We start from the raw sequence: 24,850 nt of genomic DNA on the forward strand, positions 1-24,850 counted from the left end.
CCCGCACGCTCGCGGCTAAGCGGGTGCCGTCGGCGGGTGCGGGGCGCCGATGACCACGAACGCTTCGACCGCGGTCGCCTGCTCGAAACCCTCGACCTCCACCCGCCACTCGTAAATCCCGGGCTCCAGCGGTATTCCCGCCGGGATGTTGAGCGTGAGCGGCATGCGAACCGAGGTGCCGTGGATCGCCCCCGGCGGCCGCCCGGCCTCCGCGGACGCCTCAAACGAGATCCGCTGCGGCCCCTGCGCTCCCATCACCACGACCGGGTCGCCGTCGGTGGTCAACAGCTGGCAGCTCAGCTTGTGCGGCTTGTTGGTCTCGTCCCAGTCGATGTCCAGGAACAGCACCAAAGCGAAAGGGGGCGTGGGTGTTTGGCATTGCCGCCAGCCCAGCCCAAGGGCGTGGACCTTCCCCGATTGGGCGTCGGCCTGCGCCGCGTCCGCGAGGAACAGGGTGATCTTCATGCGCCGGCCGGAGCCATGATCGCTCTCGCGGTGCTCACCGCAAGACCCTGCCCTGCCATTGCCGCCGCCTCACGACATCCACGCGATCCGTCCCCCGATCTTGTCGGGAGGATCATACCTTCGCGTGGATCAGCGGCGGCCGGCCCCGCACCCGCTACGGCCGCTGGGCGCAGGGTGGGTCTTGCGCTATGCGCCGCTGGGCTTCGGCGGGGGAGTGCCGTCCTCGGTTTGGGAGAGTTTTTCGGGGCAGTACGCCGACGCCGCGATCGCCGCGAACTTGGCGGCCCCGGGGCCCTGGAACCCAGGATTCTTGTCCTGCAGGGCTTTGACGATTTCCTCGCCCGTCATCCCGTCGTCGGCCGACTTGCACACTTGCTTGCCGGCGGTGATCGCGCGGTCGGCGCTCAGGTACGTCAGCCCGGCTTGCGAAAGGGCGGTCAGGAAGGCTTGATCGTTGGCGGTGGGGTCGGCGTAGGCCGGGGCAGCCGTGCCGATTACCACGGCGGCGCTTGCCATCAACAGCACGAGTCTCATAGTTCCGTGATTGTTCCAAAGCGCCGATCGGCGTGCATCCGCTGTGGCCGAACGGAGCTTTAACGGCGGCCGACCAACCCATGAAATCCCGGTGATCCGAACGACCAGTCCGGCAGCACCGATCACTTCCCGGGCGGGCAGCACCGATCACTTCCCGGGCGGCAGCTGCCGGGGGCCGTCGGGACCCCGCAATTCGCGCGGGCCGTCGCGCCCGGTCAGCTCGCTCGCGTGGTCACGCTCGGCCGGCCCCAGCGTCGTCGCCTCCCGTGCGGCCACCGGCCGCATCGACGAGTGCCGGTCGTGACTCGCCGGGCCGCGCCGGCGCGACGAGGAGATCCGCTCCGCATGCGGGGTCTGCGCTCGGTGCGGCGGCTGTCCGCCGTGATCGGTGCTTTCCGCATCGAAGGTCACCTTGTGGGTGCGCTTGAGCGAAAACCGGATCTCCTCGACCTCTTCGAACACGTGGCGCGCGGTGCGCAGGGGCGCGGTCGTGTTGTCGATGACCCGCGCGACGAACGGCGGCACCAACGGGCGAATCCAGCGGGCCGCGGCCTTGGTGGCGTCGGGAATGGACGGGATGAAGGGCGTCGCGCCCTCCTGATGCCGGGGTTCGACCTCGCCGCCCGTCTCGACGGGTGCCGGCAGGTTTTCCGGGGCCGCCTCGACGGGTTGCGGCGCGGCGATCGCCCGGCTGGCCGCCTCGGCTTCCGCGGCGATCGGCAGGTAGATATCGTCATCGGCCGGCTCGAACGCGCGCTGCGACGACGCGCGCACCGGGGCGTCGAGGGCCTCGATCACCCGCCGGCGCTGGCTTTCGCGATCGATCTCGGTCTGGGCTTCGATGGCGAGCCGCGCCTGCGTCAGTCGGTGCTCGGCCCACATGATCTCGGCCTCCCGGCGAACCTGCGCGCGCTTGATCGCGATCGCGGTGTCCGCCTCCAGTTCGGCGCGTTCCTGCTCCGCCCGGGCCGTCGCGTGGCGATCGTGGGTCGTTTCACCCCGCCACCGCCGCAGGATCAGGGGCAGCACGCAGAGCAGCGCGAAGAAGGCGATCGTCGCCACCCGCAGCGCCAGTGCCCCGGGGCTGGCCAGCGTCAGCTCGTTCATCGCCACCCAGCGCGCACCGAGACCCCGGCCCGCGTCCGCGACCGCGTTCTGCCGCGCGCGGGCCAGCGTCTGCTGGTCGCGGGAGATGCCGGCGTCCAATTCGGGCGCCCGGCGATCGCGGGCCACCAGCGCGGTGTCCAGCTCGCGCTGCGCGTCGGCCAGCAGCTCGTTCGCCGTTCGCGTTTCGGGCCCGGAGCCCGCAACGCCGGTGATCCGGGTCTGCGGGCAGGCCGGGGTGGGGTGGTACTCGCAGCGCGCCACGATCAGGGCCTGATCCTGGTGGTCGCGAGCCGCCTCGACGGCCCGGTCGAGCCCGCTGCGGGCCTGCGTGGCCTGTTGGAGGTCCGCCGCCGCCTGCACGACGGCCGGCGACGCGTCGGCGCCGCGCATGGCGCGTTCGGCGAGGCGGTGGTCGATCGACCCGGCGAAGACGACCAGCGCGGCGAACTCGCCGGCGACGACGCCGATCGCCACGGCGACCGCCGCGCGCCCGGCGACGGCGGGCCGGCGCCCCTCGGTCCCGCCGGCCGTGCCGCGAGCCACCGCGCCCACCAGCAGGCCGAAGGCCAGCGTGAGCGGCACGACGGCGAGCGTCGGCCACCGTGCGGCCTCACTCACCGCCACGCCCGCGACCAGCCACGCCAGCAGGGCCCCCAACAGCACCACCGCGCCGGCCACCGCGTGGGTGGACCGCTCGTGGCGCTCACCGAGCTCCGCCCAGTGCCCGCCGCCGAGCCAGGCGAGTGGCCCCTCGATCCGCCCTGCGAACGAGCGAGGCTCAGCAATTTTTTGGGCGCACATCAGCTCCAAACACCTCCCAGTAGGTCAAGCCTCCCAGGCCGCCGGCCGACACACCGAATCGAAGCGCCACGCCTGTGGTGCTCTTCACAGAGGACAGCGGGGAAGCGGGTCACATCCTCGTGATACCCGTCGTGTCCGCTCAACGCCGAGGCCCGGCCGCCTCCGCCGCGAAATTGCTGCGACGCGGGCAGATCAGCGACCGTTCCGGCAGGGGACGTGAGACGGTATAAGCCTATGCAAAATCGCGAGTATGTCACCTACGAAGAGTTCGGACGCAGGTTCTTCGAGGTCGCCGTCACCCCCGAGCGTGTCGCCGCCGCCTTCGCCGACATCGCGGGCAACGAGTTCGCCATGGAGCCGATCGCTCAGGGCCCCGGCGGTATCGCCAAGGTCAGCGCCAACGTCAAGATTCAGGACCCGAAGGTGACCCGGCGCCTGGGCGACGACATCACGTTCGTCATCCACATCCCGCTGTCCATCGATCTGCTGCTGGACCTGCGGCTCGACAAACAGCGGTTCGTGGTCTCCGGTGACATCGCGTTGCGCGCCACCGCGCGCGCCGCCGAGCCGCTGCTCCTGATCGTCGACGTCGCCAAGCCGCGGCCATCCGATATCACGGTGAATGTGTCGTCGAAGTCCTTCCGCGGCGAGGTGCTGCGCATCCTGGCCGGCGTCGACGGCGAGATCCGCCGCTTCGTCGCCGCGTACGTCGCCGAGGAGATCGACTCACCGCAGTCGCAGGCCGCGCAAGTGATCGACGTGGCCCACCAGTTGCAGGAGGCCTGGCCCTAACGGCCCGATCGCGTTTACCTCTTCGTTTCAGGCGGGTATGCGGTCCAAGACCAAACGTCTCACGAGGAGCGAGAAGAGTTGGCACGAGTAGATGTTTCGATGTCGTCCGAGGTGGCACCCGAAACCGCCTGGAAGCTGGCGTCCGACCTGCGCCGATTCGACGAGTGGCTGACCATCTTCGGCGGCTGGCGCGGGCCGGTTCCCTCGACCATCGAGAAGGGCACCTGCGTTTCCTCGTGCATCAAGGTCAAGGGCTTCCGCAACGTCATCCACTGGGAAGTCACCTGTTACGACGCACCGGAATCGATTGAGCTGCAAGGCGGCGGCCGGGGCGGGATCCGGATTACGGTCGGGGTGACCATCTCCGACGACCACCCCGGATCGAAGTTCCACCTCACCGCGGACCTGAACGGCGGAGTGCTCAGCGGGCCGGTCGGGGGGCTGGTCGCCAGGGTGTTGCGATCCGACATCCGCAAATCGGTCAGCAACCTGGCATCCCTGCAGTAGTCCCCGCGGTGGTCGACGAGTAGTCGACGAGTTACGGTGCCGGGCGGCGCGTCCCGCGGCCGCGCTGGGCGTCGCGAAACCGCCTGCCGTCCATGACAAGCCAGGCCAGGCCGGCGCCGAAGGCCAACAAGCCGACGCTCGCGGCGACGACGCCCGCGCCCGCGTCGCCGAGGACGAAATTGATCACGCAGACCACGAGCGCCAGCGCGGCGATTCCCATGCTGACAAGGCCCGGCGAGCGCTCGGCATCCCGGCGCGTGCGCGTGATGTGGTTCATGGCCGTCCCCCAGGTGTCGTCTCGTTTCACCGCTTGGTTGCGGCTACCCGAAACACCCTCGGCGGAAACGACTTCCGGGCGCGGGCCCTATAGCGTCTGGTGGCGTCCGAAGTACTTGTGGTCTTCGCTGTAACCGCCGTAACCGCTGCCGATGTCGCGATAGTCGGCGACGAACTCGATCCCCTTGATCCACTTCACCAGCTTGAAGCCGTGCTGCAACTCGTTGCGCAGCCGCAGCGGCTTGCCGTGCAGATAGGGGAGCGGCTGGTCGTTCATGTTGTAGGCCAGCATCGTCATGTGATGGTCCATCTGGCCGATGTGGTGGGCGTTGTAGTAGATGCCGCCGGTGGCGCCGAGGCCCATCGAATAGAACACCGCCCATTTCGCCTCGGGCAGCGGCTTGACGATGTCCATGATCGCCTTCATCTGCACGCCGCCCCACTTGGCCACGCCGGACCACGCCTGGATGCAGAAGTGCTGGCTGATCTGCTCGTGGTAGGGCAGCGCCTTCAGATCGTCGAGCGAGAATTCCATCGGGTGCTCGACCAGCCCATAGACCCTCAGGCGCCAATCGCGAAAGTCGTTGGCCTCCAACTCTTTGTACTCGACGGTCTCGGGCAGCCGGCCGTTGCGCCAGTGGTGCGGTGAGATGTCTTTTTCGGTGAACGCCCCGGGCTTGGGGTCGAGCTGTTCGAGCACGCGTTGGAACGGACCGACGAGCGCATAGCCGACCCGCTGGATCACCCGGGGATGCCGAATGGTGAACGGGGTGGCCCACACCCACGCGACGGCCGTCACCACCATCGCCGCGGCGAAGATCCAGAAACCCACCCAGCTAGCGTCGTCGCGCGAGGCGAACATGTGGTTGAGATTTTGCAGCGCGCCGGTGGTCAACACCATCGTCACGTGCACCAGGATGAAGAACAAGAAGTACACCAGCACAACGAAATGCAGCGAGCGCGCGTGCTGAATGCTCAGCCGCTTGCTGAGCCAGTGCACGCGCTGCGACAGCGCCGGCGACATGCCCAGGCCGGTGATCAACGCCGCCGGCGCGGCGATGAAGACCGTGGTGAAGTACGCCAGCAGTTGCAGACCGTTGTAGGCGACCCAGCCGTTGTCCTTCGGCCAGTCCAGCGACAGGTACTGCACCGCGACCGACGCGGCGTTGGGAAAGACGTCCCAGCTGGTGGGGACGATATGGCGCCACTGCCCGGTGGCGAACAACAGCACATAGAAGACCAACCCGTTGACGAGCCACAAGACGTCGATGCCGAGGTGCCACCACCGGGCCAGCCCGATGGAGTGCCGGAATCCCGGCAACCCGAATTGCGGTGGCAGCGCGACGGTGTCGGCGTTGGCGGTCCACAGTTCGTCGTCCGGCACCGGCGGCCCCACCCGCAACCATTCGTCCTTGCCCGGCGTGGCGTTGCGGCTGAAGTAGAGCCGGGGATGGTCGCACAGGATCTGGATCCCCGTGCGGATGATGAACATCATCATGAACAGGTTGAAGAAGTGGGTCCACCCGATCCACGCGGGCAGTCCGGGGCTGACACCGGTATGCGTGTCGGTCCCCGGGTAGTGCTGGATGAACGCCTGCACCGCCGGCATGTTGTGCAGGCCTTTGCCGATCGCCACTCCCACGACCAGCAGGGCAAAGCCGATCGGGATCAGCCACAGCAGGTTGAACCACCTGTCGCGCCCGACCCGCAGCTTGGGGGCCGTCGCCCGCCGGGTCAGGTCGAAGCCGCCACCGTAGGCCGCCACGTCGATGGTGTCCTCGGCGGTGTGTATCTCGTTGCGGTAGTCCGGAGTTTCCGTCAGCGGCGCGCCTACTGCCAGTGTCGACGCGACGCCGTCCGCCGCTGCCCGCCCCCCGGCGGTCCGGGCGTGCAGGTCCCGATGCTCGGTGTTGGTCACGGGGCCGAAAATACCCGAGCGGACTTGGATAAATTGGACTCGATCGGGAACGAAGGCGCTCCGGCGGGCCGCGCCGGGCTGCGCGGCCGTCGGCGACAGTTGCCGGCGGGCAAAATCCGCACCGGCATCGATAGCGATAGCCGCAACTGCCAATCAAAAGGTCATTTGGCGCCGCAAACTCGGTTTCTTGGCGGTCACTGTGAGTTTGGGCATAACCTTCTGGACATCGGCTAGGCCGGGTCGCGCGGCAGCAGTTTCCGGGCCGGGCGGGTCTCAATGGCGTTGATGGTCAGGGCGCGGCGGCTGATCCGCCAGCCGGCGTCCGTCAGGCGGTAGTCGTCGTCGTAGCGCAGGTGCCACACCACGTCGACCACCTCACCGGAGCGCCGGCTCCAGTGGTGCGCGACGCACGCGACGCGCCCGCTCGCGGCGCCGGGGCGCGCGCCCTCGTCATAGACCTCACCGACGATGGCGTGCTCGGTGCGGTCGACCGCGGCGACGGCGGCCACCGCGGCGGCGAGGGCCTCCCGGCCCGCGTGCGAGCGGACGGGCTCCAGCGCGGCCGGCGGCTCGGGCAGCACCAGTTCGGCCGCCTCGGTGAAAAGCCCTACGACGGCGTCGAATTGGCGGTCATCGATGCGTGCGGCGTAGCGGTGCACCAGATCGCTGAGCGCCATCCGGTCATCGGCGGAAAGGGTCATGGCGCCAGCGACAGCCGTTGCGCACACGCCGACAGCAGGTCCTTGGCCTCCTCGATGTCGCCGGTCGGCGGCATCGACAACACGATCCGGTCGGCGCCCTGGTCGACCAGGGCGCCCGCGCGTTCGGCGTCGATCTTGGCGACCGCGTGGCCCAGCGACACTTCCAGGGCCGCCGGGTCGCGGCCCCCCCCGGCCGCCTCCTCGCGCATCAGCGCGATCAGCGACGCGAGTTGCGGGCCCGCCACGCCCAGCGGTTGGAAGCCATCTCCCAAGCGCCCCGCGCGCCGTGCCGCCGCCCGGCTGTGGCCGCCGATATGGATTCCAAGACGTTCGCCCGCAGCCGGTTTCGGGTAGCACATGACGTCGTCGAAGTCGAAGAACTCGCCGTGGTGCGACGCCCCTTGCGGGCGGTCGGCCCACAGCGCCCGCAGCACGGCCAACTGCTCGTCGACCCGCCTGCCCCGGCTGTCGAATTCCGCGCCGCAGGCGGCCAGCTCCTCGGAGAGCCAGCCCACGCCCACGCACAGCCGCAGTCGGCCGCCCGAGAGCGCGTCGACGGTCGCCGCCCGCTTGGCCAGCACCACCGGGTGGTGGTTGGGCAGCACCAGTACCCCGGTGGCGAGCCGGAGGCGGCTGGTGTGGCCGGCCAGGAAGGCCAGCAGGTCCAGCGGGTCGGGGATGGGGCAGTCCGCGGCCAGGCCGACGCGTCCGGAGCTGTCGTAGGGATAGACGCTCTCGTAGCGGGTGAGAAGAACGGTGTGCTCGACGACGACGATCGATTCGAACCCGCAGCGCTCCAGGTGGCCCGCGAAGCTCGCCATCCACTCGGGATCCGCGGTCACACCGTCGGCGACCGGGGCCACCACCCCGACTTTTGGGGAAGCCTCCATGGGACCAGAAGCTAACAGGCCACGTGGACCTACGGCGCGATCGCCTCGCGGACCGCCTCGGCCAGCCTGGCCGCCCGGGGATCGGCGAAGACGTCCTCGAGCGTCACCGGCCGGCCGTCGGGCCCGGTCAGCGGAACCCGCCAGTTGGGGTATTCGTCGGTGGTGCCCGGCTGGTTCTGGGTCCGGCGGTCGCCGACGGCATCCGTCAGCGCCACCCCCAGCAGGCGCGACGGCGTTCGGCCCAGGTAGCGGTACAGCGCGAGGATGACGCGTTCCGGGTCGTCCTGAACGTCCGGGCCGTCGCCCAGCAGGCCGACTCGGCGCAGCTCCGCCAGCCACGCCGCCAGCTCGGCCCGGTCGGATTCGAGCTCGGCCTCCACCGGGCGGGTGAGCAACCCCAGTGACTCCCGCAGCCGCACGTGTTCGCCGGCCAGGTAACCGGCCGTCGGCGGCAGATCGTGGGTGGTGACCGAGGACAGGCAGTACTCGCGCCAGCGCTCGGCGGGCAGCGGCCCGCCGGTTGCGTCCCGATCCAGTTCGAACCACAGGATCGAGGTGCCAAGCACGCCGCGCAACAGGAGGTAGTCGCGCACCCAGGGTTCGACGGTGCCGAGATCCTCTCCGACGACCAGCGCGCCGGCCCGGTGCGCCTCGAGGGCGACGATGCCGATCATCGCTTCGTGGTCGTAGCGCACGTAGGTGCCCTGGGTGGGCGGTGCGCCCTGCGGGATCCACCACAGCCGGAACAATCCGATGATGTGGTCGATGCGGACACCGCCGGCATGCCGCAGCTGTCCCCGGATGAGCGCGCGAAACGGCAGGTACTCGCGCTCCTCCAGCCGGTCCGGGCGCCAGGGCGGCTGCGACCAGTCCTGGCCGAGCTGGTTGAACTCGTCCGGTGGCGCGCCCGCGGTCACGCCCAGCGCCATCACATCCTGCAGGGCCCAGGCGTCGGCGCCGTCGGGGTGGACTCCGACGGCGAGGTCTCCCATGACGCCCAGCGCCATCCCGGCCCGAACCGCCTGCGACTGCGCCGAGGCGAGCTGTTCGTCGAGTTGCCATTGCAGCCACCGGTGGAAATCGACTGAGTCCGAATGCCTTTCGGCGAACCCGGCGACCCCGGGGGCGCCGGGATGCCGCAACGAATCCGGCCAGCGGTGCCAATCGCCGCCGTATTCCTCGGCCAGCGCGCAATACACGGCGAAGTCGTCCAGCGCGGTCCCCTCCCGGTCGCGGAACGCTGCGTAGGCCAGCTCACGGCCGGCCGACCGCGGCACTTCGTGCAACGACTTGAGCGCCTCGCGCTTGGCCACCCAGGCGCCGTCGCGGTCGATGGCGTCGAGCCGGGCGGCCCGCCGCTGGACGTCCGAGCGGAGCCGCCGCACCCGGCCGCGCTTGGTGAGGTCGGCGTATTCCGGGACCGCCTCGACACGCAGATAGATCGGGTTGACGAAGCGGCGCGAGGTGGGCAGGTACGGCGACGGCTCCATGCGGCCGCCCGGGCCGAACCCGGCAGCGTGCAGCGGATTGATCAGCACGTAGTCGGCGCCGTGGCGGGACGCCGACCACACCGCGAGGTCGGTCAGGTCGGTGAGGTCACCGACCCCCCACGACTGGCTGGACCGCACGCTGTAGAGCTGGGCGGCCAGCCCCCACGCGCGCCGCGCCCCGAGCTGCTCGGGAAGGCCGAGCCAGTCGGGTGTCACGATCAGCGCGGTGCTCGTTTCGGACTCGCCGGAGCGCAGGTGCACGCGGTGGTAGCCCAGCGGCAGGTGGGCGGGCAGGGCGAAGCTGGCCTCGCCGATCCAGCGTCCGTCCAGCTCGAATGGCGGCGTGAAGTTGTCCACCTGCTGCACCCCGCCGCGGACCGTGCCGTCCTCGAGCTGCAGCCACACCTCGGCGGGGTCGCCGTGGGTCACGTGCGCCCAGAACCGGATCTGCTCGCCGGTGCGCCCGACGATGGTCGCCGGCATTCGGCGCTGCCAATACGCCCGCCGCTGCGCCGTCAGGGCGGCGTTGCGCTCTTGTTCGGTGCCGGCCTCGACACCCAGCGCGGCGAGCACCGCCACCAGCGTCTCCGCGGGGACCGGCACCGCCCGCCCGGTCCAGTCCTCGTATTCGGTCGCGATGCCGAACCGACGGGCGAGTTCGACCAGCGAGGGCGCGAGCTCAGGCATGCCGCCCATCTTGCTTGAGGATGCCGGAATCCGCGCCGGGCGGGGCCTTCGCTGCAAGGTTGCCCTTCAGCAGGACGGGAAGGACATCCGCGGCTAACATGCCCAGTGAAGACGCGAAAATCCAGCCGGGGGATGAGTGGGGAAGAGCAATGTCGGCGGCGCCGCTGTCCGCGCCGCCCGTGGTCTGGGCGCTCGAAAAGAGGCGGGGTTCGCCGGCCCAGTGAGATGTAAATAGAAGGTGAAGCGCACGCCAACGCGTGGCGAGGCAGGTGCGGGTCCCTTACGGTTGTCGATGTAATTCGCGCAGTGGACATTTTCGACGGACAATATCCAGGCGTTCTAACAGACCGGATGGTGAAATAACGTGGCGGAAGAGAGTCGCGGGCAGCGGGGGTCGGGGTACGGCCTCGGGTTGTCGACCCGCACCCAGGTGACGGGCTATCAATTCCTGGCCCGCCGAACCGCGATGGCACTGACCCGCTGGCGGGTCCGCATGGAGATCGAACCGGGACGGCGCCAGACGCTGGCCGTCGTGGCCTCGGTTTCCGCCTCGTTGGTGATTTGCCTGGGCGCGCTGCTGTGGTCTTTCCTCAGCCCGAGCGGCCAGATCAACGAGTCGCCGATCATCGCCGACCGTGACTCCGGCGCGCTGTACGTCCGGGTAGGCGACAAGCTGTACCCGGCGCTGAACCTGGCGTCGGCGCGGCTGATCACCGGGCGGCCGGACAACCCGCACCTGGTGCGGTCCAGTCAGATCGCGAACCTGCCCCGCGGGCCCCTGGTGGGGATTCCCGGCGCCCCGTCGAACTTCGCGCCCAAGACCCCGGCCGCGTCGTCGTGGCTGGTGTGCGACACGGTCGCGGGTTCGACCGGGACGGGCGCGCCGTCGGGGGTGACGGTGACCGTGATCGACGGCACCCCGGACCTCAGCGGCCACCGCCAGGTGCTGAACGGATCGGACGCGGTGGTGCTGCGCTACGGCGACGAGGCGTGGGTGGTCCGGCAGGGGCGCCGGTCCAAGATCGACGCGACGAACCGCTCGGTCCTGTTGCCGCTGGGCCTGACGCCCGAGCAGGTCAGCATGGCGAAGCCGATGAGCCGCGCGCTCTACGACGCGCTGCCGGTGGGGCCGGAGCTGACGGTGCCCGAAATACCGAACGCGGGCTCCCCGGCGACGTTCGCGGGTGCGCCCGGGCCGGTGGGGACGGTGATCGTCACACCGCAAATCAGTGGACCGCAACAGTATTCGCTGGTGTTGACCGAGGGCGTGCAGACGCTGCCCCCGCTGGTGGCGCAGATCCTGCAGAACGCCGGCGGCCCGGGTGGCAACACCAAGCCGGTCACGGTGGAGCCGTCGGCGCTGGCGAAGATGCCGGTGGTCAACAAGCTGGACCTGTCGTCGTACCCCGACAATCCGTTGAACGTGATGGACATGCGGGAGAACCCGGCGACCTGCTGGTGGTGGCAGAAGTCCTCCGGTGAGAACCGGGCCCGCATCCAGGTCGTGTCCGGGTCGACCCTGCCCATCCCGACCAAGGAGTCGAACAAGGTCGTGTCCCTGGTGAAGGCCGACACGACCGGTCGCGAGGCCGACCAGGTCTACTTCGCTTCCGACCACGCGAACTTCGTGGCCGTCACCGGCAACGATCCCGGCGCCAAGACGACGGAATCGCTGTGGTGGCTCACCGACGCCGGCGCCCGGTTCGGCGTCGACGACACCCGCGAGGCCCGCGAGGCGTTGGGCTTGAAGACCACACCGAGCCTGGCGCCGTGGGTGGCGCTGCGACTGCTGCCGCAAGGCCCGACCCTGTCGAGAGCAGACGCCTTGGTGGAGCACGACACGCTACCGATGGACATGTCCCCTGGAGATTTGGTGGTACCTAAGTGAAGCGCGGATTTGCCCGGCCAACGCCGGAGAAGCCCCCGGTCATCAAGCCGGAGAACATCGTCCTACCGACCCCGCTGAGCATCCCGCCACCCGAGGGCAAGCCCTGGTGGATCGTGGTGGTCGGCGTGGTGGTGATCGGCCTGCTGGGCGGCATGGTCGCCATGACCTTCGCCAGCGGCTCGCACGTGTTCGGCGGCGTCGGCGCGATCTTCCCGATCTTCATGATCGGCGGCATGGCGATGATGATGTTCGGCGGCCGGTTCGGCGGCCAGCAGCAGATGAGCCGGCCGAAGCTGGACGCGATGCGCGCCCAGTTCATGCTGATGCTCGACATGCTGCGCGAGACGGCCCACGAGTCGGCCGACAGCATGGACGCCAACTACCGCTGGTTCCACCCGGCGCCGGACACCCTGGCCGCGGCCGTCGGGTCGTCGCGGATGTGGGAGCGCAAGCCCGACGGCAAGGACCTCAACTTCGGTGTGGTGCGGGTCGGCGTGGGCATGACGCGCCCCGAGGTGACCTGGGGCGAGCCCCAGAACATGCCGACCGACATCGAGCTTGAGCCCGTCACGGGTAAGGCGCTGCAGGAATTCGGTCGCTACCAAAGCGTCGTCTACAACCTGCCCAAGATGATCTCCCTGCTGGTGGAGCCGTGGTACTCGCTGATCGGGGACCGCGAGCAGGTGCTGGGCCTGATGCGGGCGATCGTCTGCCAGCTGGCGTTCTCCCACGGGCCGGACCACGTGCAGATGATCGTGGTCAGCTCCGAGCTGGAGCAATGGGACTGGGTGAAGTGGCTGCCGCACTTCGGCGACCCGCGCCGGCAGGACGCGGCGGGCAACGCGCGCATGGTCTACAGCTCGGTGCGGGAGTTCGCCGCGGAGCAGGCCGAATTGTTCGCCGGCCGTGGCTCGTTCACGCCCCGGCACGCCAGCTCGTCGGCGCAGACGCCGACCCCGCACACGGTGATCATCGCCGACGTCTCGGACCCGCAGTGGGAGTTCGTGATCAGCGCCGAGGGCATCGACGGCGTGACCTTCTTCGACCTGACCGGCGGATCGATGTGGTCGGCCGTCCCCGAGCGGACCTTGAAGTTCGACGAGCGCGGCGTGATCGAGGCGCTGCCCCGCGACCGCGACACCTGGATGGTCATCGACGAAAGCGCGTGGTTCTTCGCCCTGACCGACCACCTCAGCATCGCGGAGTCGGAGGAGTTCGCGCAGAAGCTGGCGCGCTGGCGACTGGCCGAGGCGTACGAAGAGATCGGTCAGCGGGTTGCCCACATCGGTGCGCGAGACATCATGGCGTACTACGGAATTGACGACCCGGCCGACATCGACTTCGACGCGCTGTGGGGCAGCCGCACCGACTCGATGGGCCGGTCGCGGCTGCGTGCGCCGTTCGGAAACCGCTCCGACAACGGCGAGCTTTTGTTCTTGGACATGAAGTCGCTCGACGAGGGCGGCGACGGCCCGCACGGTGTCATGTCCGGGACGACCGGCTCGGGTAAGTCGACGCTGGTGCGGACCGTGATCGAATCGCTGATGCTCGGACACCCGCCCGAGGAACTGCAGTTCGTGCTGGCCGACCTCAAGGGTGGTTCGGCCGTCAAGCCGTTCGCGGGCGTGCCGCACGTGTCGCGCATCATCACCGACCTGGAGGAAGACCAGGCGCTGATGGAGCGCTTCCTGGACGCGCTCTGGGGCGAAATCGCCCGCCGGAAGGCGATCTGCGACAGCGCCGGTGTCGACGACGCCAAGGAGTACAACTCCGTGCGCCTGCGGATGCGGGCGCGCGGCCAGGACATGCCGGCGCTGCCGATGCTGGTGGTCGTCATCGACGAGTTCTACGAGTGGTTCCGCATCATGCCGACCGCGGTCGACGTGCTGGACTCGATCGGGCGTCAGGGCCGCGCCTACTGGATCCACCTGATGATGGCGTCGCAGACCATCGAGAGCCGCGCCGAAAAGCTCATGGAGAACATGGGTTACCGGTTGGTGCTGAAGGCCCGCACCGCCGGCGCGGCCCAGGCGGCCGGCGTGCCGAACGCGGTGAACCTGCCGGCCCAGGCCGGCCTGGGGTATTTCCGCCGCAGCCTCGAGGACATCGTCCGATTCCAGGCCGAGTTCCTGTGGCGGGACTACATCTCGCGCGGCATCACCATCGACGGCGAGGAAGCCCCGACGCTGGTGCACAGCATCGACTACGTTCGCCCGCAACTGTTTACCAACTCGTTCACCCCGCTCGAGGTCAGCGTCGGGGGACCGGAGCTGGAGCCGGTGGCCATCCACTCGAACGGCGAGGCGCTCGATGCCGACGGCGAGGCCGAGGAGGACGAGGAAGGGATCAGGGTGCCGAAGGTCGGCACGGTGATCATCGATCAGCTGCGCAAGATCGACTTCGAGCCCTACCGGCTGTGGCAGCCGCCGCTGAACCAGCCCGTCGCAATCGACGACCTGGTCAACCGGTTCATCGGCCACCCGTGGCAGCAGGACTACGGCACCGCCCAGAACCTGGTGTTCCCGATCGGGATCATCGACCGCCCGTTCAAGCACGACCAGCCGCCGTGGACGGTCGACACCTCCGGGCCCGGTGCCAACGTCCTGATCCTGGGGGCCGGCGGTTCGGGCAAGACCACGGCGCTGCAGACGCTGATCTGCTCGGCCGCCCTGACGCACACCCCCGAGCAGGTGCAGTTCTACTGCCTGGCGTACAGCGGCACCGCGCTGACCACCATCGCGCGCCTGCCGCACGTCGGTGAGGTGGCCGGCCCGACGGACCCCTACGGCGTGCGCCGTACCGTGGCCGAACTGCTGGCGCTGGTGCGCGAGCGCAAGCGCACCTTCCTCGAATACGGCATCGCCTCGATGGACGTGTTCCGGCGGCGCAAGTTCGCCGGCGAGGCCGGGCCGGTGCCCAACGACGGGTTCGGCGACGTCTACCTGGTGATCGACAACTACCGGGCATTGGCCGAGGAAAACGAGGTGCTGATCGAGCAGGTGAACCTGATCATCAACCAGGGCCCCTCGTTCGGCGTGCACGTGGTCGTCACGGCCGACCGCGAATCGGAGCTGCGTCCGCCGGTGCGCAGCGGTTTCGGTTCCCGCATCGAGCTGCGCCTGGCCGCGGTGGAGGACGCCAAGCTGGTGCGTTCCCGGTTCGCCAAGGAGGTCCCGGTCAAGCCGGGGCGCGGCATGGTCGCGGTCAACTACGTCCGCCTGGATTCCGACCCGCAGGCCGGCCTGCACACGCTGATCGCGCGGCCCGCGCTGGCCAACACGCCCGACCATGTGTTCGCGTCCGACAGCATCATCGAGGCCGTCAGCCGCCTCGCGAGCGGCCAGGCGCCGCCGGTGCGCCGGCTGCCCGCGCGGTTCGGCGTGGAGCAGGTGCGCGAGCTCGCCGCCCGCGACACCCGCCAAGGGGTGGGCGCCGGCGGAATCGCCTGGGCCATCTCGGAATTGGACCTGGCGCCGGTGTACCTCAACTTCGCCGAGAACGCGCACCTGATGGTGACGGGCCGGCGCGAGTGTGGGCGCACCACGACGCTGGCCACCATCATGTCCGAGATCGGCCGGCTGTATGCGCCGGGATCGAGCAGCGCGCCGACAGCGCCGGCCGGACGGCCGTCGGCGCAGGTGTGGCTGGTCGACCCGCGCCGTCAGCTGTTGACCGTGCTGGGCTCCGAGTACGTCGAGAAGTTCGCCTACAACCTCGACGGCGTGCAGGAGATGATGAACGAGATGTCGGCTCTGCTGGCCAGCCGCGAACCACCGCCCGGCCTGTCGGCGCAGGAGCTGTTGTCGCACTCTTGGTGGAGCGGCCCGGAGATCTTCTTGATCGTCGACGACATCCAGCAGCTGCCGGCGGGCTTCGATTCACCGCTGCACAAGGCCGCCGCCTGGGTCACCAGGGCCGCCGACGTCGGCTTGCACGTGATCGTGACCCGCACGTTCGGTGGGTGGTCGTCGGCCGGCAGCGACCCGATGCTGCGCGCTCTGCACCAGGCGAACGCGCCGCTGCTGGTGATGGACGCCGATCCCGACGAGGGCTTCATCCGCGGCAAGATGAAGGGCGGCCCGCTGCCCCGCGGCCGAGGCCTCCTGATGGCCGAGGACACCGGCATCTTCGTGCAGGTGGCGGCCACCGAGTTCCGCCACTAGACGGCGATCGCGAGCGCGGCGAAGCCGGGCGCTGGGGGTACCCCCGCGTAGCTGGGGGACGGGTCGCCGCCATCAGGACTAGGACGGCGATACCGCTGCGCTGGGGTTTGGTCCCGATCGACCGGGATCAGCTCCAGTGCAGCGGTAATTCTTTGAGCGCGAAGGTCTTTGACGGGAATTTGATCTCGGGCTTGTAATCCGCCGGCACCTCGAAATCGGGGATCTGCTTGAGCCACTCCGCGACGATGATGGTCAGCTCGATCCGCGCCAGATGCGAACCCAGGCAGCGGTGCGGCCCGCCGCCAAATCCCCAGTGCCGGTGCACCTTGCCGTCCAGGAACAGCTCATCGGTGGACATCGCGTCGCTGCCATCGCGGTTGACCGCCGCCATGCACAGGCGCACCGGGGTGCCCGCGGGCAGCGTCATGCCGCCCACGGTGACGATCTCGGTCGTGACCCGGGGCGCCACCGGCGCCGACGGCTCGAGCCGCACGATCTCCTCGATGAAAACCCTGATCTGCCTTGGGTTGTCGCGCAGCTGTTCGCGGAGCTGCGGCCTACGCGCGAGTTCGAACAGCGAGAACCCGATCGCCGCGGTCACCGTGTCCAGGCCCGCCAGGATCAGCAGGTGGCTCATGCCCAGCAGCTCGAGGTCGGTGAAGTCGCCCTCGCCCATCATCACTTGGGACAACATGTCCTCACCCGGCTTTGCCCGGCGCTGGACGATCGCGTCGGTCAGATACGCCAACAGCTCATGCGCCTTGCCGAAGTCCTCCTGCGTCATGTAGGGCTTGTCGGCGATGATCGCGTCTTTCCACTCGATGACGCGGTCGCGGTCCTCGACCGGCAGACCGTAGAGATCGAGGAAGACCTGAAAGGGGTACAGCCTCGCGAAATCCGCCATGCCGTCGCACTTGCCGCGCCCGGCCAGCTCGGCGATCATCTCGGCGGCGTGGCGCTGCAGCACCGGTCGCGACTTGCTCAGTCCCTGCGGGCTGAAGTACGGCTGCAGGATCTTGCGGTAGCGGGTGTGCTCGGGCGGGTCGAACGCCAGCGGTATCACCGGTAACGGGCTGCCGGGGGGTTGCAGTGCCAGCCGCGAGGAAAAGACCTTGGGGTTGCGCAGCGCGGCGAGCACGTCCTCCCGACGGGTGATGTAGTAGTGGCCGTTCATGAACACCACCGGCCCGGCGTCCCGCAACGTTTTCCAGCCGACACCACGGTCGTCCGCCAACGGCAACTTGGTGTACTCGAGCCGCGGCAGGTGGAAGCTGCCCGGCTGGCCGTCGCCAAGAGTGCTCATGCGCTCGATCTCCGCTTGTCCGAGTGATTTTCGTGTCTTGCCTTCGCGGTCCCCGACGGGGCGGGTCCGCCGGTCCCGATGGCACACCAATATCGCATGGAGCAGACAAGGGCACCAATCGGCGCGTCCGCGACCGGCGGCTATCTCTTAGACTTTGTCGACCGACCAATCTACCTCCGTCGAAGAAGGAAACCTGGTGAAGGTTCGTCTCGAAAAGTCCAGATGCGTGGGCCACGCCCAGTGTTACGCCGTCGATCCCGAGCTGTTCCCCATCGACGCGTCCGGTTATTCGACCCTCGAAGAGCATGAGGTGCGGCCCGAGGACGAACAGGTGACTCGCGACGGCGTGGCCTCCTGCCCGGAAATGGCGCTGATCCTCGAGGAGGATTAGGGGCGCGAACGGTCGAACCAAAAGCAAACGGCGGGTGAACGATTGGCGGCCGTTGGTGAACTGCGGTTGGCCGGGAGTGAACAATAATTGGCTCGGAATGAACAGTTGGCATCGTCGGTCGGCCTGCCCATTATCAGCGGCTAATGTCTTTGGCGAGCGGCAGTTCGGGCACTAGGAGCTGTCGCTCGGTTGCTGACCGCGGGCTGATCGAGGCGCACATTGTGGATCTCTTGTCTGACCGGAAGTCCGGTAATCCCGTTGGCGAAGCACCCATTTGGACGGAGGGGTCGGGTGCGTCGCCGTGCGCTCGGATCCCGCGGACCGAGTTTGCTGGTCCACAAAGGCGTGACCGCGCTCACCACGATTTTTACCTGACCGCCGTGATTGCCTACGCGATCACGGCCGACTGAGGAGGACACGGGGTGTTCGACTTCGGAGCGTTACCGCCCGAAATCAATTCCGGTCGGATGTATGCGGGTCCGGGAGCTGAGTCGATCATGGTTGCCGCGACGGCCTGGGATGCGCTGGCTGCGGAGCTGAGCACCGCGGCTTCGGGCTACAACTCGGTGATCACCGAACTCACCAGCGCGCCGTGGGTGGGACCCTCGTCGACCGCGATGGTGTCGGCGGTGGTGCCCTACGTGAGCTGGCTCAGCACGGCGGCGGGGCTGGCCGAGGAGAGCGCCAGCCAGGCCCGCGCGGCCGCGGGCGCCTTCGAGGCGGCGTTCGCGATGACGGTGCCCCCGCCGGTGATCGTGGCCAACCGGGTGCTGCTGGCCACGCTGGTGGCGACGAATTTCTTCGGGCAGAACACGCCGGCGATCATGGCCACCGAGGCCCAGTACATGGAGATGTGGGCCCAGGACGCCGCCGCCATGTACGGCTACGCCGCCTCGTCGGCGGCCGCCACGGTCTTGACGCCCTACCAGGCGCCGCCCAACACCAGCACGCCGGAGGCGCCGACCGAACAGGGTGCCGCAGTCGCCCAGGCCACCGCGCAGCCGGCCGGCAACTCCGCGCAGACCGCGGCGCAGGCGGTGCAGGCCGCGTCGATCCCGCAGACCTTGCAGCAGCTGGCGCTGCAGCAGCTGAACGGTTACAACTTCACGCAATGGCCGTTCTCGATGCTGCAGAACCAGCTCAAAGATCTGTTCACCTACGGGCTGCCCACCCCGAGCAACAACTGGTTCGGGATCACTCCGCCGCTGTTCAACTCGGCCAGGCAGACCCTGCAGGCCTACTTCGGTGTCGGCATCGGGAACTTCGGCTGGTCCTATGGCCAGCAGCTGACGTTCGGTAGCGGCACCACCGTCGGTGCGGCCGGTGGCTGGTTCCCGACCCCGCAGTTCGGCGGCCTGCACCTGGGCGCGATCGGGGCGAGCTCGGTCAGCGGCCAGGGCAGCGGCGCGGTGTTGGCCAACGCGGGCCAGGCCGGCAAGGTCGGGGCGTTGTCGGTCCCGGCCAACTGGACCAACCCGACCGCCGAGGCCACCCTGGTCAGCGCCGTCAGCGAGGAGACCCCGGCCAACGCCGGCGCGAACGCCGTGCCCGGAAACGCCATCCTGCGCGGCATGCCGATGGGCGGCGTGGGACGGCGCACCGCGGGCTACGGCTACACCAACAAGTACGGCTTCCGATATAGCGTGCTGACCCGCCCACCGTCGGCGGGATGACGAGCCGACATGAACAGCAGTTGTCCACCAGTGAACAGTTGGCGCTAAGGAGGCGCGACCCGGAGGGATCCAATTAGTCTCACTAGCAAGCCATGTCTGAAGGAAACTTCAGCAGCAAATCTTTCCTTGATGGTCATCGAGCCTGAAAGTTGAGGAGGAAAACCACATGTCCTTTGTGACTACACAGCCGGAAGCGCTGGCGGCGGCCGCGGGCAGCCTGCAGGGCATCGGCTCGGCGTTGAGCGCCCAGAACGCTGCCGCGGCGGCCCCGACGACGGGGGTGGTGCCGGCGGCGGCCGACGAGGTGTCGGCGCTGACCGCGGCGCAGTTCGCCGCGCACGCACAGATGTACCAGGCCGTCAGCGCGCAGGCTGCGGCGATTCACGAGCAGTTCGTCAGCACCCTGGGCATCAGCTCGGGGTCGTACGCAGCGACCGAGGCGGCCAACGCGGCCGCGGCCGGCTAGGAGGCAGTGATGAGTGACTTGGGTATGTTGCCGCCGGAGGTCAGCTCCGCGATGATCTACGCCGGCCCCGGTTCCGGGTCGATGATGGCCGCGGCCTCTGCGTGGAATGGGATTGCCGCCGAACTGACCTCGGCCGCTATGGGCTACGACCAGATCATCACCCAGCTGGCCGGCGAGGAGTGGCTGGGGCCGGCCTCGGCGTCGATGGCGTCGGCGGCGCAGCCGTACGTGCAGTGGATGACGACCACCGCCGGTCAGGCCGAGGAAGCCGCCGCCCAGGCGCAGAACGCCGCGGCGGCCTACGAGACCGTGCTCGCCTCGGTGGTGCCCCCGCCGCTGATCGCGCTCAACCGCACGGAGCTGTCGCAGGCCATGGCGACCAACATCCTGGGCCAGAACAACGGGATCATCGCGCAGCTGGAAGCCCAGTACCAGGAATTCTGGGCTCAGAACGCGGCGGCGATGTACAACTACGCCGGTCAGTCCGCGGCCGCGGCCAAGGTGACGCCGTACCAGAACGCGCCGACGGTGGCCAACCCGGCCGCCGCCGCCGTCACGCAGTCCGCGGCGCCGGCCGCCTCGATCCAGCAGACCCTGCAGAGCTACCTCAGCCAGATCCAGGGTTCGTTGGGCGCCCTCGCCACGCCCAGCTCGACGGTCTCGGCGGTGAACCAGTTCGGGACTAACAACCCGTTGACCGAGCTCTGGTTCCTGATCAGTGGCCAGACGGTGCTCCCGTCCAACGTCGGCACGTTCCTGAGCGGCTACAACAACTTCTCGAGCTTCTTCTACAACACCGAGGGTTTGCCGTACTTCAGCGTCGGTATGGGCAACTTCGGCATCCAGATGGCCAAGACCCTCGGGGCCATCACCGGGCCCGCGGCGGCGGCGGCGGCCGTCCCGAAGGGCCTGCCCGGGTTGGGCGGCCTGCTGGGCGGCGGCGTCGGTGGCGCGGCGGCGCACCTGGGCAGCGCGACGTCGATCGGCAAGCTGTCGGTGCCGGTCTCGTGGACCGGGGCCACCGCTCCGACGGCTGCCGCGGCCCATGCGATCCCGGTCAGCAGCATCAGCGCTGCCCCGGAGGCCGCCGGGGGACCGGGCAACCTGCTCGGCGGCATGCCGCTGGCCGGTGCGGGCGCCGGCGGATCCAGCGGTGCGGGTCCCCGGTACGGGTTCCGTCCCACCGTGATGGCCCGGCCGCCCCTCGGCGGGTAGCCGGCCTTCTTCGAATCTGGCGACGTGGGCGCAGGCAGCAATGCCTGCGCCCACGGTCGTTCGCGGCGTAACGGCCCGGTCGTCGCCGCCTGCGCCCGCGCAGCCCACAAGGCCTTTATCTGCGGCCGGATTTTTATGTGACGTAGGGGTTTTCCTCGACGATCGGCCACCCGGCCGCGACCGAAGTGCAGCCGCGGCGGGACGGCGTCGCCGGCGCATCGCCGCAGGTGAACGACTGCGACGCGGAGTCCCGACGTCGCCGTCGTGGCAATCGCTCCCAGCCCGTCCGCCGCGTAGCTAACGGCTGCCGCCGGGCGGTCTGCCCGATCGCGCCAGGGCGGGCCGGGGGCGCGCCGACTTAGCCTCACTGCAAGCAACCTCGGTGAAGGTCGTCGAGCGAAGACAGCTTGAGGCGCATAAGTGTTGGATTTCGGGGCGTTACCGCCGGAGATCAATTCGGGCCGCATCTATGCCGGCCCGGGTTCCGGGTCGATGATGGCCGCGGCGGCGGCCTGGGACGGGCTGGCGGCCGAGCTGAGTCTGACGGCGACCGGCTACACGTCGGCGCTCACCGAGCTGACCGGGTCACCATGGCTGGGGCCGGCGTCGCAGGCCATGATGGCCGCGGCCACCCCCTATATCTCCTGGCTCAATACCGCGGCAGCGCTGGCCGAGGAGACGGCCAACCAGGCCAGGGCGGCCGCGGCGGCCTTCGAAACCGCGTTCGCTCTGACGGTCCCTCCTCCCGCCGTCGCGGCCAACCGCGTGTTGTTGATGACCCTGGTCGCGACGAATTTCTTCGGGCAGAACTTCCCCGCGATCGCCGCCACCGAGGCCCAGTACGCGGAGATGTGGGCCCAAGACGCCACGGCGATGTACGGCTACGCCGGCGCCTCGGCGGTCGCGGCCCGGTTGAACGCGTTCATCGAGCCGGCCCAGACGACCGACCAAAGCGGACCTGCGGCGCAGGCGGCCGCCGTCAGCCAAGCCGTTGCCACGCCCGCGGGGACCGGCGCACCCGCCGCGGCCCCCGGCCTGTCCCTCACCCCGGACGCGATCTCGGTCACATCGATCTTCACGTCGATCAATCAAGCGCTGCAACAACTTTCGACGGGAGCGTTGGCGTCGCCGCTGAACCCCTACAACTGGTGGATCGTCCAGCAGTTCGCCAACCTCAACGTGGCGAACCGCGTCGCGTTGTCTCGGTTTGGCGTGGGGCTCCCGTACTTCTCGGTCGGGATGATGAGTTTCGTCGGCTCGATCTCGCAGCAGCTGACGTTTGGCCCCGGCGGGACGACGGCCGGTTCCCAGGGCGCCTGGTTCGCCACCCCACAATTCGCCGGCCTGCACCTGGGCGCCGTCGCCGGTGGCGCCGGCGGCCCCGGCGGGGTGGCCGCGAATCTGTCCTCGGCCGCCAGGATCGGCGGGCTGTCGGTGCCGCAGGCGTGGGGCGGCTCTCCCGCCGCGGTGGAGCAGCAAGCCGCCCAGGCTCTTGCCGTCGACTACGCCACCGAGCGGCAGGGCGCCGGCCCCAACGGTGTGCTGCGCGGCATGCCGACGGGTACCGGCAGCCGACGCGCCGGCTCCGCCTGGCCGCCCCGCGAATATGGCTTCAGACGCAGCGTCCTCGCCCGCCCACCATCGGCCGGATGACCAAGATGCCCAACGACGTTCGCCGAGCGCGGTAACGAAGGCGGCCAACGCGGCCGCGACTGGTTAAGGAGTCAGGAAATGGCAATCGATTTTGGCGCATTACCGCCGGAGATCAACTCGGCGCGCCTGTACGCCGGCGCGGGCTCCACGCCGTTGGTGACCGCGGCTTCGGCGTGGAACTCACTGGCCGCCGAGCTCAACGCTGCCGCGCTGGGTTATGAGAATGTGGTGACCCAGCTGGCCGGCGAGGAGTGGCTGGGGCCGGCCTCGGAGTCGATGGCCGCGGCGGCGCAGCCATACGTGGAGTGGGTGGGCACCACGGCGGCCCAGGCCGAACAGGCGGCCACCCAGGCCAGCGCGGCCGCGGCCGCCTATGAGGCCGCGTTTGCGGCGATCGTGCCGCCGCCGCTCATCGCCGCGAACCGAGCCGAGCTGGCCCGGGCGGTGCAGACCAACGTGCTCGGCCAGAACACCGGGATCATCGCCCAATTGGAGGCGCAATACGGCGAGTTCTGGGCCCAAGACGCCGCGACCATGTACAGCTATGCCGGCAACTCGGCGTCGGCGTCCACCGTGACGCCGTTCACCGCGGCACCGACGGTCGCCAGTCCCACCGCCGCGGGCACCCAGGCGGCCGCGACCACCGCCGCCGCGGGCACTTCGGTGAGCTCGATACAGAACCAGATCAACAGCGCCATCAGTCAGATCACCGCGCAACTCACCAGCCTGGCGTCGCCGTTTTACGCGCCGTTGCAACAGGAATGGTGGTATTTCGCGTCGGGCACGGGCCCGCTGTCCTCGGTGTGGCAGCTTTTGTTCGGCAGTCCCACCTTCCCGGGCAGCAGCCTTTCGGCGTTCATGTCCGCGATTTCGCCGTACGCCGGGGTGTTCTACAACACCGAGGGCCTGCCCTACTTCAGCATCGGCATGGCCAACTCCATGACCCAGACCGCCAAGACCCTCGGCGCGATCGGCGGAGCGGCGGCGCCGGCGGCGGCCGCCGTCCCGAAAGGCTTGCCTGGGCTGGGTGGGTTGCTCGGCGGGGGCGCACCGGTTGCGGCGCACTTGGGCAGCGCGACATCGCTCGGCAAGCTGTCGGTGCCGGCCTCGTGGTCGGGACCCGTCACGGCGCCGAGCCACGCCACCGCCATACCCGTCAGCAACGTCCGCGAGGCGCCCGATGCGGGAGCCGGAAACCTCCTGGGCGGCATGCCGCTGGCCGGCGCGGGTACCGGCGGATCCAGCGCGGGTCCGCGGTACGGATTCAAGCCGGTCGTGATGGCCCGACCGCCCGCGGCCGGGTAGGCGGGTCGTCGGCTGTGATCGATTTGCTCCCGAGCGCTCTCGCCCCGTCGGTGATAAGCTCCATACGTGCTGGCCAGCAGGCCTTCCACAGCGTCGGCGGGGCGCCGGCTCTGGCTGTTTGCTGTGACGGTCCTGTGAACGCCAGCGGTAGGGGCCCGGGCGCTGTTACTGTGTCGTTACCACAAGTGAATTCGCCGTGCCATCCGGTGAACAATTGCCAACGGGTGGCCTCGGACCGAGCTTGAAGCGCAAGTTGTCATCTACTCTCTTGCACAAAGCGGTGCGGAGGAATTTCGAGGAGGGAAACCTATGTCGTTCGTTACCACACAGCCCGAGGCCCTGGCCGCGGCGGCCGGGAGCCTGCAGGGGATCGGCTCGGCGCTGAGCGCCCAGAACGCCGCCGCGGCGGCCCCGACGACCGGGGTGGTGCCCGCTGCCGCCGACGAGGTGTCGGCGCTGACCGCGGCCCAGTTCGCCGCGCACGCGCAGATGTACCAGGCCGTCAGCGCGCAGGCGGCCGCCATTCACGAGCAGTTCGTCAGCACCCTGGGCATCAGCTCGGCGTCCTACGCCGCGACCGAAGTCGCCAATGCGGCGGCGGCGGGCTGATCGGGTCCAGCGGTTA

The 24,850-nt window shown here is 69.2% G+C and carries 20 protein-coding genes; 11 read left to right on the forward strand and 9 right to left on the reverse strand.

Annotation, left to right across the window (positions count from 1 at the left end):
* Window positions 1-15: 15 nt before the first annotated feature.
* From A5673_RS10630 to A5673_RS10640, 3 genes are all read right to left on the reverse strand, one after another.
* Complete coding sequence (locus A5673_RS10630) at window positions 16-465, reverse strand: hypothetical protein (RefSeq protein ID WP_068231082.1); 450 nt, start codon at window positions 463-465, stop codon at window positions 16-18.
* Window positions 466-651: 186 nt separating this feature from the next.
* Window positions 652-999 (reverse strand): DUF732 domain-containing protein, encoded by a 348-nt coding sequence (locus tag A5673_RS10635; protein ID WP_068231085.1) that lies wholly within the window; start codon window positions 997-999, stop codon window positions 652-654.
* A 147-nt stretch (window positions 1,000-1,146) separates the two neighbouring features.
* Window positions 1,147-2,907 carry a DUF4407 domain-containing protein gene (locus A5673_RS10640; protein WP_068231307.1) on the reverse strand — a complete coding sequence of 587 codons (1,761 nt, stop codon included), beginning with the start codon at window positions 2,905-2,907 and terminating at the stop codon, window positions 1,147-1,149.
* 234 nt (window positions 2,908-3,141) lie between these two features.
* Between A5673_RS10640 and A5673_RS10645 the strand changes: the two genes are divergently transcribed.
* Window positions 3,142-3,699, forward strand: coding sequence for a hypothetical protein (locus A5673_RS10645; protein ID WP_068231088.1), 558 nt, complete (start codon window positions 3,142-3,144; stop codon window positions 3,697-3,699).
* Window positions 3,700-3,777: 78 nt separating this feature from the next.
* Window positions 3,778-4,206 (forward strand): SRPBCC family protein, encoded by a 429-nt coding sequence (locus A5673_RS10650; protein WP_197518345.1) that lies wholly within the window; start codon window positions 3,778-3,780, stop codon window positions 4,204-4,206.
* A 31-nt stretch (window positions 4,207-4,237) separates the two neighbouring features.
* On the opposite strand, the gene A5673_RS10655 is transcribed toward A5673_RS10650, so the two are convergent.
* From A5673_RS10655 to malQ, 5 genes are all read right to left on the reverse strand, one after another.
* Complete coding sequence (locus A5673_RS10655; protein WP_068231095.1) at window positions 4,238-4,483, reverse strand: hypothetical protein; 246 nt, start codon at window positions 4,481-4,483, stop codon at window positions 4,238-4,240.
* An 87-nt stretch (window positions 4,484-4,570) separates the two neighbouring features.
* The gene (locus tag A5673_RS10660; RefSeq protein WP_068231309.1) at window positions 4,571-6,376 is read right to left on the reverse strand and encodes a molybdopterin-dependent oxidoreductase; all 1,806 of its coding nucleotides are present in this window, start codon (window positions 6,374-6,376) and stop codon (window positions 4,571-4,573) included.
* A gap of 254 nt (window positions 6,377-6,630) precedes the next feature.
* A complete protein-coding gene (locus tag A5673_RS10665) occupies window positions 6,631-7,101 on the reverse strand; it encodes a nuclear transport factor 2 family protein (protein ID WP_068231098.1) in 471 nt (156 codons plus the stop codon).
* On the reverse strand, window positions 7,098-7,991 hold the full coding sequence (locus A5673_RS10670) for an LLM class F420-dependent oxidoreductase (protein ID WP_068231101.1): 894 nt from the start codon (window positions 7,989-7,991) through the stop codon (window positions 7,098-7,100). Before A5673_RS10670 ends, A5673_RS10665 begins: the two co-directional genes overlap by 4 nt.
* Before the next feature lie 29 nt (window positions 7,992-8,020).
* Window positions 8,021-10,168 (reverse strand): 4-alpha-glucanotransferase, encoded by a 2,148-nt coding sequence (gene malQ, locus A5673_RS10675; RefSeq protein WP_068231104.1) that lies wholly within the window; start codon window positions 10,166-10,168, stop codon window positions 8,021-8,023.
* Window positions 10,169-10,532: 364 nt separating this feature from the next.
* On the opposite strand from malQ, the gene eccB reads away from it, so the two are divergent.
* Window positions 10,533-12,056: a type VII secretion protein EccB gene (eccB, locus tag A5673_RS10680; protein WP_068231107.1), complete on the forward strand. Its 1,524-nt coding sequence runs from the start codon at window positions 10,533-10,535 to the stop codon at window positions 12,054-12,056.
* Window positions 12,053-16,219, forward strand: coding sequence for a type VII secretion protein EccCa (gene eccCa / locus A5673_RS10685; protein WP_068231110.1), 4,167 nt, complete (start codon window positions 12,053-12,055; stop codon window positions 16,217-16,219). Before eccB ends, eccCa begins: the two co-directional genes overlap by 4 nt.
* A 127-nt stretch (window positions 16,220-16,346) precedes the next feature.
* Here eccCa and A5673_RS10690 read toward each other — a convergent pair whose 3' ends face one another.
* On the reverse strand, window positions 16,347-17,522 hold the full coding sequence (locus A5673_RS10690) for a cytochrome P450 (protein WP_068231113.1): 1,176 nt from the start codon (window positions 17,520-17,522) through the stop codon (window positions 16,347-16,349).
* 196 nt (window positions 17,523-17,718) lie between these two features.
* On the opposite strand from A5673_RS10690, the gene A5673_RS10695 reads away from it, so the two are divergent.
* From A5673_RS10695 to A5673_RS10725, 7 genes are all read left to right on the forward strand, one after another.
* Entirely contained in the window at window positions 17,719-17,913 is a 195-nt protein-coding gene (locus A5673_RS10695) for a ferredoxin (RefSeq protein ID WP_068231312.1), read from the forward strand.
* A gap of 422 nt (window positions 17,914-18,335) precedes the next feature.
* The gene (locus tag A5673_RS10700) at window positions 18,336-19,586 is read left to right on the forward strand and encodes a PPE family protein (protein WP_068231117.1); all 1,251 of its coding nucleotides are present in this window, start codon (window positions 18,336-18,338) and stop codon (window positions 19,584-19,586) included.
* 166 nt (window positions 19,587-19,752) lie between these two features.
* The gene (locus A5673_RS10705; protein WP_066912455.1) at window positions 19,753-20,052 is read left to right on the forward strand and encodes a PE family protein; all 300 of its coding nucleotides are present in this window, start codon (window positions 19,753-19,755) and stop codon (window positions 20,050-20,052) included.
* Window positions 20,053-20,061: 9 nt separating this feature from the next.
* Entirely contained in the window at window positions 20,062-21,267 is a 1,206-nt protein-coding gene (locus A5673_RS10710) for a PPE family protein (protein WP_068231314.1), read from the forward strand.
* 420 nt (window positions 21,268-21,687) lie between these two features.
* Window positions 21,688-22,920 carry a PPE family protein gene (locus A5673_RS10715; protein ID WP_068231121.1) on the forward strand — a complete coding sequence of 411 codons (1,233 nt, stop codon included), beginning with the start codon at window positions 21,688-21,690 and terminating at the stop codon, window positions 22,918-22,920.
* 84 nt (window positions 22,921-23,004) lie between these two features.
* Window positions 23,005-24,225 (forward strand): PPE family protein, encoded by a 1,221-nt coding sequence (locus tag A5673_RS10720; protein ID WP_068231317.1) that lies wholly within the window; start codon window positions 23,005-23,007, stop codon window positions 24,223-24,225.
* 309 nt (window positions 24,226-24,534) lie between these two features.
* On the forward strand, window positions 24,535-24,834 hold the full coding sequence (locus tag A5673_RS10725) for a PE family protein (RefSeq protein ID WP_068231124.1): 300 nt from the start codon (window positions 24,535-24,537) through the stop codon (window positions 24,832-24,834).
* Window positions 24,835-24,850 lie beyond the last annotated feature (16 nt).

The organism is Mycobacterium sp. E3198, from assembly GCF_001667015.1.
In the GTDB taxonomy this organism is placed as follows: Bacteria; Actinomycetota; Actinomycetes; order Mycobacteriales; family Mycobacteriaceae; genus Mycobacterium.

Coding starts and splice junctions, on each gene's coding strand:
- A5673_RS10655 (WP_068231095.1), bottom strand. CDS start 4,483: ATGAACCACATCACGCGCACGCGCCGGGATGCCGAGCGCTCGCCGGGC.
- A5673_RS10725 (WP_068231124.1), top strand. CDS start 24,535: ATGTCGTTCGTTACCACACAGCCCGAGGCCCTGGCCGCGGCGGCCGGG.
- A5673_RS10670 (WP_068231101.1), bottom strand. CDS start 7,991: ATGGAGGCTTCCCCAAAAGTCGGGGTGGTGGCCCCGGTCGCCGACGGT.
- A5673_RS10710 (WP_068231314.1), top strand. CDS start 20,062: ATGAGTGACTTGGGTATGTTGCCGCCGGAGGTCAGCTCCGCGATGATC.
- A5673_RS10640 (WP_068231307.1), bottom strand. CDS start 2,907: ATGTGCGCCCAAAAAATTGCTGAGCCTCGCTCGTTCGCAGGGCGGATC.
- A5673_RS10665 (WP_068231098.1), bottom strand. CDS start 7,101: ATGACCCTTTCCGCCGATGACCGGATGGCGCTCAGCGATCTGGTGCAC.
- A5673_RS10630 (WP_068231082.1), bottom strand. CDS start 465: ATGAAGATCACCCTGTTCCTCGCGGACGCGGCGCAGGCCGACGCCCAA.
- A5673_RS10635 (WP_068231085.1), bottom strand. CDS start 999: ATGAGACTCGTGCTGTTGATGGCAAGCGCCGCCGTGGTAATCGGCACG.
- A5673_RS10705 (WP_066912455.1), top strand. CDS start 19,753: ATGTCCTTTGTGACTACACAGCCGGAAGCGCTGGCGGCGGCCGCGGGC.
- A5673_RS10645 (WP_068231088.1), top strand. CDS start 3,142: ATGCAAAATCGCGAGTATGTCACCTACGAAGAGTTCGGACGCAGGTTC.
- malQ (WP_068231104.1), bottom strand. CDS start 10,168: ATGCCTGAGCTCGCGCCCTCGCTGGTCGAACTCGCCCGTCGGTTCGGC.
- A5673_RS10690 (WP_068231113.1), bottom strand. CDS start 17,522: ATGAGCACTCTTGGCGACGGCCAGCCGGGCAGCTTCCACCTGCCGCGG.